Below are 15,759 nucleotides of genomic sequence, written 5' to 3' on the forward strand. Positions count from 1 at the left end.
ATATTAATTGTATCTAACGCTCTGCATTTATTTTATAGGCTTGTTTTGGCGAGTTAAATGTAGTACATATTGCTGAATATTAAAAAGTTAATTGTTTTGGCTAACCTTGTGTTATTGTAATGCATAATTTGTAGCCGCCTTAAAAATTGAGGCTTTTGCCATTTGCCCAGGCTTTTTTAAGCTAAAACGATTAGTTAATCTGGCCTAATTTGAACAGTTTAAGGAAAGATTAATGTTTAGTTTTTATAAATTTTAGGGCGCACTTATAGTAATGTTGAATAATATTTATATTTTTGCAAACTGTAATTTTAAGTTAGATAACTTTACACTTTCTATAATACCTTAATATTGTAAATTATAGGTGAAAGATTGTTTTTAAATTCGGGGCGTAGCTTAGTCCGGTTAAAGTGCTGGTCTGGGGGACCAGAGATCGGAGGTTCGAATCCTCTCGCCCCGACAAATCTAATTAGATGAGGAAAAAAAATCAAATAAACGTTACTTTTGTTGTAGTTGTTTTATTTGATTTTTTTTAATGCCTTCACTAAGTTACATTTAATAGGTAAATTATTAATGCTACTTTTTATCTCCGAATATTAGCGTGTATGTTTTCAACTGGATTTACAATAAAAAGCAGTTAATTAATTACAAGGCTTAAGTGGCTACATTTAGCTAATATGTTTCAGTATTAAATCCATTAAAAAATTTTAAGTGCCTTACTATTAACGTTTCTTAAACAATTATTCAAAATGGCACTATAGTAAAAGTATAGCTGTAAGTTTTATTGGCAGGAATGGTATATTCCGGATGCACCAATCTGCCCCAAGAGGTGTCGCCACCAACACCCATTTGCAAATAATCAATATTCCACTGTACGGTCTCGCCAATTTTAATGTCTGCTCCGTGCTTTTTGGTTACGGGTACTAAACCAGAGGCCGATTCACTGGCATCGCCACTGTTAAAATCGATCTCTGTCATATCAAAAGGCCATACACTGGTGTTAAATAAAATAGTGCTTTTAGCTTTTAGTGTTAAGTTGTTCGAGGCTACTTTAACCCAGCGCACATCGGTTTTGTTGCCGGTTTCCTGTGGCCGTAAATAACGTTCAAACTGATTGGTTACTGTTCCCGAATAGATTCCGGTTTTTACACCGGTTTTTCTGTCCCAATAGCTTTCGGTTTCACCTTTACCGTACCAAGTTACCTTTGTAAATTCCTTGGGTAGGGTTAAGTACATACCAATTCGAGGAATGTTTGGCAGATCTGTTTTATTTGGAGAAAACCCGTACTCAATATTAAGGCTTCCATCTGGCCTTAAAGCATACATAATCTCAACTTTTGCTTCATTGTTAGGTAATAAATAACGCACTTTGTACGCTACATTATTGGGAGTTTTAGTGGGCTTTTTAACCAATTCGGAACTGTAGTTATACGTAGCGTCTTGCCATATTTTAGCCCATTTGTGCATGTTGTTGCCCAAATCGTTATCGGTTGGCGGACGCCAGAAATTGGGGCGGATGGCTTGATTGGTTATTGTTTTACCTTGGTTTGTCCACGATTTAATTTCACCGGTTTCGGCATTTATTTTTAAATCTACGGTATCGTTCTTGATGTTTATTGTACCATCAACTTCTGTTATGTTCAAGTTGTTTTCTTTTGAGGAAGGCAGGTTAGCTGGTTTTGCTTTTTGAAGCAGGAACTCATCCCAAGCCACTTCATGTCCTTTAGGGGTTAGGTTTTTATCTTTATCTTGAATTAAGCTTACTTGTAGAATATATTCACTCTCTGAAGATAACGTATTAGGGAAGTCGCTTAATTTTAGTTTTAAAGTATTTTGAGGTTTTACGTTAACTTTAATGTTATCGCTTTTAAAAACGGCTTTCCCATCTTTTAAAATTTTCCAAACCAATGTTTTATCGGATAAATCGCTGAAGAACTTTTTGTTTTCAATCTCAATTATACCGCTTCCCAAATGGTTAAACTGCACGGGTTCGTAAACTTTTTTTACTTCGGTTAAATGCGGATGTGGGTTGCGGTACGGATCAACCAAACCGTTGTTTAAAAAGTTGCCATCGGTTGGTAAATCTGGATGGTAATCGTGCCCGTAGGCCAAATAAGGTTTGCCGTTTTCATCTTTATACTCAAGGGCTTGGTCTGCCCAATCCCAAATAAAACCACCTTGTAGGTTGGGGTAGGTTTCAATAATATCCCAATAATCTTGCAGGTTGCCAACAGAATTCCCCATGGCATGGGCATACTCGATCATTATGGATGGTTTGTCCGAATCAGATTTTCCGTGGTTAATCAAATACTCCGGCTTGGGGTACATGGGGCAATAAAGATCGGTGTAATCATCCTTTCCTGCGGGCTCGTATTGTACAATACGATTATCGTCATTGGTTTTTAGCCAGTTGTATGTGGCTCTAAAAACGTCTCCCTTACCTGCCTCGTTGCCCAAGGACCACGAATAAATAGAGGCGTGGTTTCTGTCTCGGTAATACATGCGTTTGGTGCGCATTAAATGTGCGGGCAGCCAACTCATTTCGTTGCCTATTTGAGTGTTTTCGTCTATGGCCAAAGGGTGGCTTTCTATATTGGCTTCGTTAACAACATACAATCCATATTTGTCGCACAGCTCTAACCAATAAGGATCGTTAGGGTAGTGTGAAGAACGAACCGCATTAATATTATTTTGTTTCATTAATTGGATGTCTTTTTCCATAGATTCCCGCGACACCACGTGGCCGGTAAACGGATCGGTTTCGTGCCGGTTTACACCACGAATGTAAATAGGCTTGCCGTTAATTAATACTTGCGCATTTTTTATTTCAACACGTTTAAAACCTATCTTTTTTGTGATGTATTGATTGTTTTTTGTGTTGTTTTCATCTTGTAAAGTTATTTTTAAAGTGTATAAATGGGGCTGTTCTGCCGACCATTGTTTTACGTTATTTACTAGGGTTTCAGATACTACGCCTAAGCTGTCGTTAGCAGAAATATCAACTGTTTTAACATCTTTGAATATTGATGTTTTATCGTCTAAAACTTCAATAGTTACGTTTCTTTTAGCTGTGTTTTCAGATTGATTAACTAGAGTTACCGTGTTCTTTAAAATACCGTTTGTATCATCGTTGTCCAAATTTGTGTAAGCATGATAATCAGATACGTGCACTTTTGGCTGGCTATATAGATACACATCGCGTTCTATTCCACTTATGCGCAACATGTCTTGACTTTCTAAATAACTAGCATCGCTCCAACGGAATATTTGCAAGGCTAAAATGTTTTTGCCTGCTTTTAAATGTTTGGTAATATTAAATTCTGCAGGTAATTTGCTGCCTTGTGAATAGCCTACATAGTTGCCGTTTATGTAAACGTATAACGCCGATTTAGCTGCGCCCAAGTGCAAAATAACCTCTTGAGATAAAAAACTTTGATCTAAAGTAACTACTTTTCTATACGTGCCTACGGGATTGTAATCTGTTGGTGCATAGGGCCATTTGGTGGTAAACGGATAACGCTCATCTAAGTAAATAGGATGCCCAAAGCCCTCGACTTCCCAATTAGAGGGTACGGTAATATTGGTCCAATCCTTGTCATTAAAATCTATGTTATGAAACGTTGTGGGTCTTGCTTTTGGGTCTTTTACCCAATTGAATTTCCACGATCCGTTAAGGTTTACAAAACGTTTCGAGTTTTCTTTATCTGAAATTGCTTCAGATTCAAACCCAAAATACGTAGCCCTTGGCGGTAGTTTGTTTTCCTCAAATATTTTATGGTTGTAATGATAGGTTTGCGAGCTAACTTCTGGTAATTCAGTTTTTGTACAACTTAGTACCAAACAAAAAAGTAGTGTATTAATTAAGATTAATCTCATGGGTGTTATTTTTAAAGTTGCATAAAATTTTCTGCAAATATTTTTTTTAAGTAATAAATAAGTTCCTTGGCGTTTTCTTTAGTAAATACCATGGGCGGTTTAATTTTGAGCACGTTATAATCGGGGCCGTCGGTGCTCATTAAAATACCGTGGTCTTTCATTCTGTTGGCTACATAATCAGTTTGTGCGGCAAGTGGATTAAGTTCCAGATCGACCAGCTCGATGCCTAAAAACAAGCCTTGACCGCGCACATCGCCAATTATAGGAAATTGCTTAGAGAGTTGCCTTAATTCTGCTTTTAAGAATTCGCCTATTTCCAAGGCGTTATCTTGCAGTTTTTCTCGTTTTACGGTGCGCAAGACTTCTGTGGCAATGGCGCAAGATACTGGGTTTCCGCCAAAGGTGTTAAAGTACTCCATACCGTTGGCAAATTTGTTAGCTACGTCTTGTGTGCAAGCAACAGCGGCAATGGGGTGCCCATTCCCTAAAGGTTTGCCAATAGTAACAATATCTGGTATAACATTATGTAACTGAAAGCCCCAAAATGTTTTTCCCACTCTGCCACAGCCTACTTGAACTTCGTCCGAAATGCAAAGTCCACCAGCTTCCCGAGCTCGTTGGTAGGCTTTTGCCAAAAATCCTTCCGGCAGTTCTATTTGTCCGCCACAACTTATAATGGGCTCGATTATAAATGCACCTACGCCGCGTTGTTTTTTGTGAATGTTATCGATTTGTTTTTTTACTTCTTGGGCATATTCTTCGGCACAATTATCGCCTCTGTGTTTGCCTCTAAAAGCATCTGGCAACGGAAAAATATGGGTGTGTTCTGGTGCGCCATGTCCGCCTTTGCCATCAAACTTATAAGAGCTTATATTAATACACATATTGGTGTTTCCGTGATAACCCACCTCGGAAGCAATGATATCGCGTTCACCGGTATAAGCTTTTACCATTCGAATGGCCAATTCGTTGGCCTCACTACCAGAATTTACAAAATGAAGCACACTAAGTTCCGGTGGTAATGTTTCAATCAATTCTTTTGCTAAATCATTAATATTGTCGTGTAAATAGCGCGAGTTAGTATTAATTAAAGCCATTTGTTCTTGTCCGGCCTTTACAACATGGTGATTTTCATGCCCTACATGCGCTACATTATTTACCGTATCTAAATATTTACGCCCGAATTGATCCACTAAATATTGGCCCGCACCACGTACCATTTTAATGGGTACTTTATATTGAAGGCTTAAACTTTTGCCTAAATGTTGTTTTCGATAATTAATTAAATCTTCGTTAGAATTTTCTGAGTTATTTTGAAGTGTTTCAAATTTGAAGAGTGTATTTGGGTTTGGGCAAATGCTTTTCCATACGTTTGTTTGATTGTAATAGGCAACACCGGGAAAATCGTTTTTATAATTTAAAAGTGAAAGCATAATTTGAAAATGCAGGTGTGGTACCCAATTTCCGTTTTCTGCCGAATGGCCTAAATAGCCAATTAGGTCGCCTTTTTTAATGGTATCGCCTACTTTGTTTTTGGTAACACTTCTAACCGATAGATGTCCGTAAAGCGTATAGAATTCAAAAGTGTTGGTTTGGTGTTTTAAAATAATTAATCCGCCGTATTTTTTGTAACCTGCATCGTTTATTGCAACAACAATTTCGCCATCAAATAAAGCGTTAACTTGGGTTTCGCTTGGTAACCAAAAATCGATACCTAAGTGCATGCTTCTGCTTTCTTTGCCGTAATTTCCTGTTTTTTCATAACTAGAAGAGTTGTAAAAAGGTCGGGGTTCTAAATAGCCACCAGCAATAATTTTAGTTGGATTTTTCTTTTGAAGCTGATTGATTTTAAAATCAAAAACATCTAAATTATTAAAATCTTCTTCATGCCCAATCCACTTGCTAGAAACACTTAAATCGAGGTTAAATATTTTGCTTTTTGCAACCGTAGGAAAAATATCCGAAACTTTTAACTGCTGTGATTTTGCCCAATTATCGAATTGTTTTTTATTGGGGTGTGGCTCAAATCCGCAAGCCTCCCTAAAGCTAAAATGTGCTAGTTCTGGGCTAATGTTTCGCCATTTTTTTAGGACTTCCCAAGCTGGTTTTTCGCTAATTAAAAGGTATTTATTATCGGGTTCCTCAATTTTGTTTATGGCCGATTTTGTAACCGATATTACCAATCGCATGGCAATAGCGTTATACAAATGGATTAACTCTTTTTCTTGTATTGCAAATGTAGAATGATACCCTTTTACAAGGGGTAAAGCGGCTTCAATCGGGTCGTTGTGATGCATAATGGCATAGGCACATGCAATGGCAACATCGTTAATAATTTGTGTGTGTACGGCATCGCCATAATCTATGGCAGCTTGTACTTTAGGGTTTATTAAATCTTGAGAAACAATAACATTATTATCGTTCGCATCATTATGTACTACAGATTTTCTTAATGTCGAATAGTTTTTTTCTGATTTTTCAAATAGATTTTGAAAGTACTCAACAATTTCCTTTTCTTCGTTTTTAAACAATGCTGTGTGCGCTTTGGTCCATAGTGATTGTGCTATGTCCCATTCAAATTCGCGTTGCGCTTCAGCATGAGTAAAGCCTTGTAGTGCTTGCGTTAGTAAACCGCATTGTTCGCCCAAACTAAAGCGTAAATTGTTTAATTGTGGATTTACAGTGCTCCAAACCCGACCCGATACCCATGTTAATAAGCGTACTTTTCGTGGGTTGCCAAAGGCATCGTTAATTTCAGAAATGGCTTGGTTATCTTTATCTAAAATTACTTTTGGAGCCGTAAGCTTTTGCCCGTTGGTTTCTACATGTTGCAATAGTTTTTGTTGAAAATCGAGGTAGTTTTCGTTTTCGTTAGGTCGCGAAATCTTTAAAATATAGCCTCCAGAATTTGCTACTTTAATTCTAAAATTAAAATCCAATTCCCCGGGTAGCTCAGAAGCCTTTCCTTTTATGTTGTATAATTTTAAAAGAATGTCTTCGGCTTGTTGTATCGCTATTTTTATGTCGTTGTATTTCATTTAATCGTTTTGCAATAACATGATAAGGTGAGCGGCACTCCAGCTAAAATTTTCGGCATTTAGGCCTTTACCCGTTAAGGGGTGGTAATTTTCCCTAATAGATTTTCCTTTGCCTAAAATACCGTTGGCACCGTTAATAATTTGAATAGTGGCTTTGTCGGCCTCTTTGTTAAAGCCATAATTACGTAATCCTTTTACACCAAAATACGCTTGGTCCAACCAATTTGGCCCGCGCCAATAGCCCTCTAATGGGTCGAAACGTGGGTGGTCTGCACTCATGGTTTGAAATGGTACTTTAGTGTAGAATTTTTTAGGGTTCATCAGCTTAGTTTTAACAGCAGTAGCTTGTTCTTGTGTTGCAACTTTTGCCCAAAGTGGGGTCCAGCCCTCGCTACCTTCGCCTTTTATAAAGGTGTTTCCTTCAAGGTTGGTGTCGTAAAACCAGCCATCTTCATCATCATAGAATTGCTTTTGTATGGTAAGTTTTAATTTTTCAGCTTCAGCTTTATAGCTTTTGGCATCGTTTACATTATTTAATATTTCAGCAAGATGGCTTAGGTATAGTTTTTCGGCGTATAAATAAGCGTTTAAATCTACGCTTTCTTGATCTAAAGAATAAGCGCCTTCGCTGTTTTTTAGTATTTTAGAGTCATCAAAACGGATGGCATTGTCCATACCGCTTTCCCATTTGGCGGCAATTAAGGTGCCGTCTGTCGAGCCGTATTCGCACAACCCGTCTTGGTCGTGGTCGCGTTTGTTGTACCACCATTGGTGGTATTTTTTTAGTTTTGGGTAGAACTCGTTAACAAACTCGACATCCTTGTCTTTTTCATAGATTTTTGCAACTGCCCATGCTGCAAGTGGTGGTTTGGTATCGCGGTAATTGTGAGGCTCGATCAGGGTGTCTCGGAATATACAATCGACAATAAAGCCGTCTTCGCTTTGAAAATCGAACATGGCCCGCATTTGCTTTTTTGCTAAACCGGTGTTGTAATATGAAAGTCCTACGGCATGTTTCCAAGAATCCCAAGACCAAAAGCCGTTAAACCATTTATAATGATAACTAGGGAATAAGCCTTCGTTGGTAAGTTCGCCCGCTGGAATCCGCCAATTATTTTGCAATGTTAAATGAGCTTTGGCTAAAACCTCAGCGTATTTATCTTCATTAAATTGTGGTTTTCTATTTTCTGTAATTGCTTTTAGCTGTTTATTTTTTTCTTCTTTTTGGGCGTTTAAAACCGATTCGAAATCTGTGTCTTGGATTTGCTTTTTTTCTTCTTCCCAAGAATATTCGGGAAAAATAAAGGTTTGAGAGATAAGTATAGCTTTGGTTTGGTTGGGTTTTAAGTTGAAGCTGTTTTTTGCTTTGTATTGTAAGCTGTCAACTAACTCGACATCCGTGTCTTTTGGAAACCTTACATAGCCTTTTGCGGTAGATTTAGAAGAATTAATCTTGATAATGTTGTTGTTTTGTGATAGAGAAACACTGTTTATAAAAATAGGAGCATGGCCCCATAAAAGGTCTAAATTGATATTTTTATTGCCTAAATTTTTTATTTTAGTTTGTAATAAAGCGGTATGCCCGTTTTTAAAAACCAATTTTTTATTAACTAAAATTTTATCGCTCGTATAGCTTTTTTCTAAGTGGCTTGCGTAACTATTTGCACTTGTTAATTTTAATGGTTCTTGGTTGTTGTCCACCTTAATTAAAGCATTTATAAAGGACGGGCTGAGCCAAACGCCATTTTGCTGAGTCATTAAAAACGGGCCGGAAAAGCCCATAGATTCGTTAGGCTCTTTAGACAAGCCGTATGCAAACCAAGCACCTTGGTCTGAAAACATTAGCCCCGATTTATCAACCGAGTCTTTTGGGGTAATACTATAATCTAAAATGTTATGGCTAACTTTAAGAAAGCTGTTTTTTTCTTGGTTTTTTGTTAATTCTTTATCTTTAGTTTGGTTGCAGCCCAAACAGTATAAAAAAACAACTGCAACTGTAAATTTTATTGTTTTACTTAAGTACATTTCTTAATAGTTTTTAGAGCTTGATTACTTAAAAAAGCAAGCACAAACAAAGTTCGATTTTTTTTATCAAATAATTAAAAAATAACCTTTACATGACCTTTCAAATTCATTTTTTTTAAACCATAGTATATTACACAAGAATACCGATATTTGTAAATGCACCAATTGGTAACAGTTGTTTATGCCGCTAACATTTTTTTTTAACCTATAAACTTAAATGCATGAAAACAGCGATAGTTTTTATTTTTTTTATAACATTATTTACAGGTTTTAACGTAGAGTCGCAAACAAATATTTGGGACGAAAACCCAAGGGATTCGCAAGCAGAATTAGATAGTTTGTTGGCTATTATACCGTATTCTGAAGCTCAAGAAAAAATACCATTATTAAATAGAGTTGCCGAAATTTACTGGTCCATTAACCCCAATAAAACCATAGAATATGCCAATGAAGCTTTAGAGCTGTCTAAGGCGTATCAGGATAAAAAGCAGGAAGGTTTGGCATTAATTAATCTTTGCCAAGGTTACTTGTTCAACGATTTTTACGACAAGGCTTTGCAACTCGGATTACAGTCGTTAGAGATTAGAAAAGCAATAGGTAACGATTACGATTTGGCCTTCACATTACGTACCCTAGGTTGGTTGTATTACGATATTGGGTATTACGATAAAGCATTGCAGTACCATACAGAAACCTTGAAAATACACGAGAAATTAGGCGACAAGCAACGCATTGCTTACAGCTACAATAGCATAGGGTTAATACATGAGCGTAAAGAAAACTGCACTTTGGCATTGTCTTTTTTTAAGAAATCGTTGGAATTGAAAAAAGCATTCAACAACAAAGACAGGATAGCCGAAACCATGAAAAACATGGGGGTTTGTTACCGTAAAATCAACGTCCTTGATTCTGCTAAAACCTTTTTGGATTCTGCACTAGACATTAGCAATCAAATTAAAGACGATCAAAATAAAGTACATATCCTTAACGAGCTTGCTATTGTTAATTTAAAACTAGGTAAATTCGATGCATGCTATGCGCTTTTGAAAAAATCCCGATTGATAATGGACGGTTTTATAGATAATAAAGAGTGGGTTGTTGAGAACGACAGGATCATGTCTGATTATTATCTTGCTATCGGAGATTATAAAAATGCGCTAACTAGTTATAAAAAATACATTCAAGGCGAGTCTGAGATTTTTTCGAGCAACAAGAGTGAAAAATTAGCTGAAATGAGAATTCTTTACGAAGCAGAGCAAAGGGAGTCTGAAATTAAATTATTAGAGCAACAAAAAAACCTAGAGGCACAGAAAAGAAAGCTGTTATTAATAGGGTCTATATTATCTGTAATTATTGCATTTCTCGTAATAGCATCGTTGTTTAATAATATAAAAAAGAAAAAAGCACTTTATCAGCAAAGCGAAAAATTAACCAAAGAAAAGCTTAAAACCCAATCTTTACTTAGGGAAAACCTTGAGCATAAATTGGAGTTTCGAAAAAAAGAACTAACCAATCTTGCCCTTTTTATTTCTCAAAGAACATCCATCTACAAAGATCTTACAAAATCTTTACAGGACTTAAAGTTCAAAGACTTAAATCAGCTTAAAAAAGATATTAACACGCTTATTAAAGAAAATACCTTTAAATTTAATTTCAACGAAGACATCCAAAAATTCCATACAAATATAGAAACCCTTCAGAGCGATTTTTTATTCAGAATCAAAAAAAAATATCCTAACCTAACAGATAAAGAGGTGCAGTTGGCCGTTCAGGTAAAACTTAAACTAAGCTCAAAAGAAATAGCCAACATTAATAACATCTCTTTAAATTCTGTTGAGATTGGAAGACACAGATTGCGAAAAAAATTAGGGCTGGATAAAAAAGAAAACCTTGTTAATTTTTTGGTTAACATCTAATTTATGTCTGTTTTAGAGTGTGTTGCTGCGCCTGTTTTTTAACAACATACCAATAGTGCTTGGCTCTACCTAAAGCTGTGCCATGTTCGAGTAGGTATTGTTTGGTTGTTAATCCTAAGACCCATAAAAAAAGGGTTTTAATAGTATTGTAAAGGTTAAGTAAAGGTGTTTTTTATGGTAGTATCTAAAAATAAAGTAATCTTTGATAAACTAAAACAATGTATGCCTTCAATTAGGGCAATACATAACTAACAAACAAAGAATTACAATGAAGAAAAAACAATCAAAAAACAAAAGCCATGCTTTAAACAGGATGCTTTTATTGCTTTTTATGTTTGCTGCCTTTGGGTTTACCAACAATGCTTTTTCGCAAAGTATTGAAGTGAGCGGAATTATTACAGACAATGCTGGAGTGCCGCTTCCGGGAGCTACTGTTACATTAAAAAGCGACCCGAGCAAAGGTACACAATCTGATTTTGAGGGCAACTATTCTATTTCTGTGCCAAACCAGCAAACTGTGTTGGTTTACAGTTTTTTAGGGTTTTTAACCAAAGAAGTTGCAGTGGGTAACCAAACCACTATAAATGTAGCTTTAGAAGAAAGCGCAGAAAGCTTAGATGAAGTTGTTTTGGTAGGCTTTGGTACCCAAAAAAGAGAAGAGGTAACTGCAGCTATCACATCGGTTGATGTTGCTGGGCTTCAAAAAATACCTACTGCTGATATAGCTACATCTTTACAAGGGCAGGCTGCTGGCGTTAATGTTTCTACGGCATCTGGCGCACCCGGAAGTAACCCGGTAATACGCATTAGAGGCTTGGGGACCATTGGAAATAACAATCCGTTATTTGTAATAGATGGGATACCTGGAGACCTTTCATATGTCAATCCAGCAGATATTGCCAATATAAGCGTGTTAAAAGATGCTTCGGCAGCCACCATTTATGGTTCTAGAGCTTCAAATGGTGTGGTAATAGTTACAACAAAACGAGGTAAAATAGGAGAGCCTAAAATAACCATCAACTCTTATATAAGCACCCATTCGTTTAGCAATAACGTAAGTGTGGCCAATAAGAGCCAGCACGATCAAATTAAACTGGAAGCCTATAGCAATGTGGGGGTTACTCCAGCGCCTTATTTAACAAGTGGTGCACAGTTTGCCGATTCGGATTGGGTAGGCGAGTATATTGGAAATGCTTTTGAGCAAAAACACGATATTGGAATTTCTGGAGGAACCGAAAAAATGAACTATAATTTTTCTGCCGGCTATTTTGATAATTCAGGAACCGTTGTCAATACAGGTTTCGACAGGCTTAATGCACGGTTTAACATGGACTTCAAGCTGCTTAACGATAGGCTTAAAGTATCTCCTGGTTTAAGTTATACCAGAGAAAACACACGCGGTATATTTGAGCCCATTGGAGGTGGAAATGCCAGTTTTTCTCCATTTTTAAATGTGTATTCCCAATTACCGCACAAAGCTATTTACGATGCCAATTCTTTAAACGGTTTTGCTACTCCAGCTAGCGGACTGGGTTCTGGCAACCCAATAGGCGAGGGCAGTATTACAGATCGAACCGATCAAGACGATTATATGCAGTTTAATATTTCTGCAACCTTAGAAATTATTGAAGGCTTAAACTACCAATTTCAATACGGAGCAAATGTAGAGAATACCCATTTTTCGTTTTTCTTGCCCACTTATAATTTCGGGCCGCAGTCAACCAACGACAATCCTTTTTTAGAGGAGTCTAGATCGAGAACCAACGAATGGACCTTAAATAACACTTTAAACTATCGTAAAAAGTTTGGTAATCACGATGTAGATGTTTTATTAGGTGTATCAAGAGAAAAAAGCCAATTTAGATCGGTTGGAGGTTCAAACAATACCTTAGCTTCAGACCAGTTACAAGCTTTAAGCGCTGGTATTGGAGACGAAGCGGCTTACGGCTTTAATTCAACTAATACATTACAATCTTATTTTGGTAGAATTAATTACGATTTCAATAAAAAATACTACTTGCAGACCAGTGTAAGACGCGACGGATCTTCGCGATTTGGGCCAGACAATAAATATGGTACATTTTACTCGTTGTCTTTAGGTTGGGCAGTGCATAATGAAGATTTTTTCGAATCGGATTTGTTTAGCCAAATAAAACCTAGGTTTAGTTACGGTACTTTAGGTAACCAACTTATTGGAGAGCATCTGTTTTTAGCTCGAATAGGCTCTGGCGGGCAACAGTTAAACTATCCTTTTGGCGAAGGTGTGAGTCAGAATGTTTTGGTAGGTGCCATTGCAAACTCGTTGCCAACTCCAGATATTCAATGGGAAGAAACAGCAACTACCAATATTGGTGTAGATTTAGGACTTTTAAACAACAGTATAAAAGCTACCTTCGATTATTTTATATCTAAAACTACAGATATGTTGGTATCTGTGCCAATTCCAGCTTCATCAGGAATAACATCGTTCCCGTTAACCAATGGTGGTAATTTAGAGAATAAAGGTTGGGGCTTGTCGCTTAGTTACAGTAGCGATTCCGATAAGGATTTTACTTTCGATGTTTCTGCAAACATTAGTAGCTCAAAAAACAAAGTAACCAAACTTGGTATTGCTAATGAGTCTTTTACCGATGGTTTTATAGAGTTTAATAACTTCCCTACCACAAGAACAGAAGTTGGTGGCGAAATTGGGCGCTTTTATTTATTTGAAGCCGATGGCATTTTTCAAAACCAAGCCGAAATCGATGCCCACGGTGTGCAACCAGATGCAGTACCTGGAGATTTAAGGTTTACAGATATAAGCGGTAACGGCTCTTTAGGAGACGAAGATAAAAAATACATGGGCAGCGGGCTTCCGGATTTTGAATACGGATTGAATTTTAACGCCCGATACAAAAACTTTGATGCCAGTGTGTTCTTCCAAGGTACGCAAGGCAACAAAATTTACAACGGTGTAAAAATGTGGTTGTACCGAACCGATAGAAATAATATGTCATCCGATTTATTAAATGCTTGGACCCCACAAAACACAGGAAGCAACATCCCTAGAAATGCGTTTGGCGATCCTAACAACAACATTCGCCCATCAAGCTATTTCTTAGAAGATGGTTCTTATTTAAGACTTAAAAACATTCAAATTGGTTATACTTTACCAGAGTCTGTTTCAACCAAATTAGCCATATCAAACGCTAGAATTTATGTAACGGCCAATAACTTGTTTACCATTACAGACTATTCGGGCTTCGATCCAGGACTTGCAAATGGAGGCACATTTACAAGAGGTGTTGACAGAGGGTTTTATCCTTTAACAAAATCCTTTATTTTAGGAGTAAATCTATCATTATAAATTAAAAAAAAGAACAATGAAAAAAATAAAATATATAATTTTAACGGTAGGCTTTTTAGGGTTGTTAAACTCGTGTAGCGACGATTTTATAAATGTAGAAAACAAAGAAGTTCTAACCGATAACAGTTTTTGGCAAACCGAAGATCATGCTATGCAAGCCTTAACCGCTGCTTACGGTGCCATGCAAAGTGCAAGCGGAAGCAAATGGGCGTTTTTTGAGGAAATTTACACCTCGTTAGCTTACAGGGCAGACGATGTTACCAATAATACAGGTGAGACTTACGGGCGTTCTTTAGCAAGTTTTTCCAACACTACCGAAGAAAGTGGCCCATATAACGTATGGCAGGCAAGTTACGCCGGCATTGGTCGTGCCAATCAAATAATACAACAAGTTCCAGCTATGGAAGCGCTTTCGGCCGACACTAAAAAAGGATTGGTTGCCGAGGCTAAATTTTTAAGAGCTTACTACTATTTTTGGCTTGTAACCGGTTTTGAAAACGTACCACTTGTTACCACGTTTAGTGCAGATCTTGATAATTTATTCCCAAGTCAAGCAGCACCTTCTGCAGTTTGGGCACAAATAGAATCAGACTTAAGCGAAGCCGAAGCCGATTTACCAACCAGCTACCCTTCAGAATGGAAAGGGAGAGCTACTAGGGGTGCTGCAAAAGCATTACTCGGAAAAGTCTATTTGTTCCAAGAAAAATGGGGCAACGCCGAAACGAAACTGCAAGAAGTAACCAGTATGGGCTATGCGCTATTACCAAATTACGCCGATAATTTTAACGGGTTGGGCGAAAACGGTAGCGAAAGTATTTTTGAAATTCAATTTACCGGAGACCGCTCCAACGGAAACGACGAACGACAAGTGCTAAACTTTCAAGTATCTCCTTATGCCTTTGGTGGATGGGAATTGTTTTATCCGTCGCAATGGTTGGTAGATCAAATGAAAACCGATTTAACATCAGAAGGCGACATTAGCGAGCGTGTTTACGAAAGCATTTTCTTTGACGACCCCAACTCGGTAATGTACAGCAGAGACTCAGAGCAAAACGAAACTTATGCTAGCGTTGCGGGAGATTTAAACCACCCTAAGTACTTTAAAAAATATTCTGATAATGCCGATACTAATTTCTATAACGGTACAAATATTTCTGTAATTCGATATGCCGATGTGTTGTTAATGTACGCCGAAGCTTTAAATGAAAACGACAAAACATCACTAGCTATAGACCAAGTAAATCTAGTAAGACAACGTGGTGGTGCAGCACCTTTGGAGACTATGACAAAAGAACAATTGCGTACACAAATACGACACCATGAGCGCCCCGTAGAATTATCTATGGAATTTGGTATTCGTTGGTTCGATTTATACAGGTGGCAACGTGGCAGCACTGCAACAGAGTCTATTAAAACCACTCTTGAAAACCATAACAAACCGTTTGCAGAGAATTTTCAGGATAAACACATTGTGTTCCCTATTCCGCTGCAAGAAATAAATATCAACTCCAATTTAAATCCAAATCCGGGTTGGTAAAAATTTGATTAATAGAGTTAGTTT

General features: G+C 37.3%; 6 protein-coding genes and 1 tRNA gene. 4 read left to right on the top strand and 3 right to left on the bottom strand.

Annotation, left to right across the window (positions count from 1 at the left end):
• Positions 1–382 precede the first annotated feature (382 nt).
• Positions 383–457 (top strand) — tRNA-Pro (locus tag ACFSQS_RS10120).
• A 284-nt stretch (positions 458–741) separates the two neighbouring features.
• Here the strand turns inward: ACFSQS_RS10120 and ACFSQS_RS10125 are convergent.
• Genes ACFSQS_RS10125 through ACFSQS_RS10135 form a run of 3 tightly spaced genes read right to left on the bottom strand, consistent with a single transcriptional unit; the run spans position 742 to position 8,936 of the window.
• Entirely contained in the window at positions 742–3,873 is a 3,132-nt protein-coding gene (locus ACFSQS_RS10125; protein WP_388017958.1) for a glycoside hydrolase family 2 TIM barrel-domain containing protein, read from the bottom strand.
• An 11-nt stretch (positions 3,874–3,884) separates the two neighbouring features.
• The gene (locus ACFSQS_RS10130) at positions 3,885–6,911 is read right to left on the bottom strand and encodes an aminotransferase class III-fold pyridoxal phosphate-dependent enzyme (protein WP_388017961.1); all 3,027 of its coding nucleotides are present in this window, start codon (positions 6,909–6,911) and stop codon (positions 3,885–3,887) included.
• Positions 6,912–8,936, bottom strand: coding sequence for an MGH1-like glycoside hydrolase domain-containing protein (locus ACFSQS_RS10135; protein ID WP_388017964.1), 2,025 nt, complete (start codon positions 8,934–8,936; stop codon positions 6,912–6,914).
• Between the two features lie 221 nt (positions 8,937–9,157).
• Here ACFSQS_RS10135 and ACFSQS_RS10140 point away from each other — a divergent pair, with 221 nt between their 5' ends.
• The 3 genes from ACFSQS_RS10140 to ACFSQS_RS10150 all read left to right on the top strand — a co-directional run bounded on the left by ACFSQS_RS10140 (position 9,158) and on the right by ACFSQS_RS10150 (position 15,735).
• Entirely contained in the window at positions 9,158–10,852 is a 1,695-nt protein-coding gene (locus ACFSQS_RS10140) for a tetratricopeptide repeat protein (protein ID WP_388017967.1), read from the top strand.
• Positions 10,853–11,120: 268 nt separating this feature from the next.
• Positions 11,121–14,198, top strand: coding sequence for a SusC/RagA family TonB-linked outer membrane protein (locus ACFSQS_RS10145; protein ID WP_388017970.1), 3,078 nt, complete (start codon positions 11,121–11,123; stop codon positions 14,196–14,198).
• 16 nt (positions 14,199–14,214) lie between these two features.
• Positions 14,215–15,735, top strand: a complete 1,521-nt coding sequence (locus tag ACFSQS_RS10150) for a RagB/SusD family nutrient uptake outer membrane protein (RefSeq protein WP_388017973.1) — start codon at positions 14,215–14,217, stop codon at positions 15,733–15,735.
• Positions 15,736–15,759 lie beyond the last annotated feature (24 nt).

The organism is Gelatiniphilus marinus, from assembly GCF_042684345.1.
In the GTDB taxonomy this organism is placed as follows: domain Bacteria; phylum Bacteroidota; class Bacteroidia; order Flavobacteriales; family Flavobacteriaceae; genus Gelatiniphilus; species Gelatiniphilus marinus.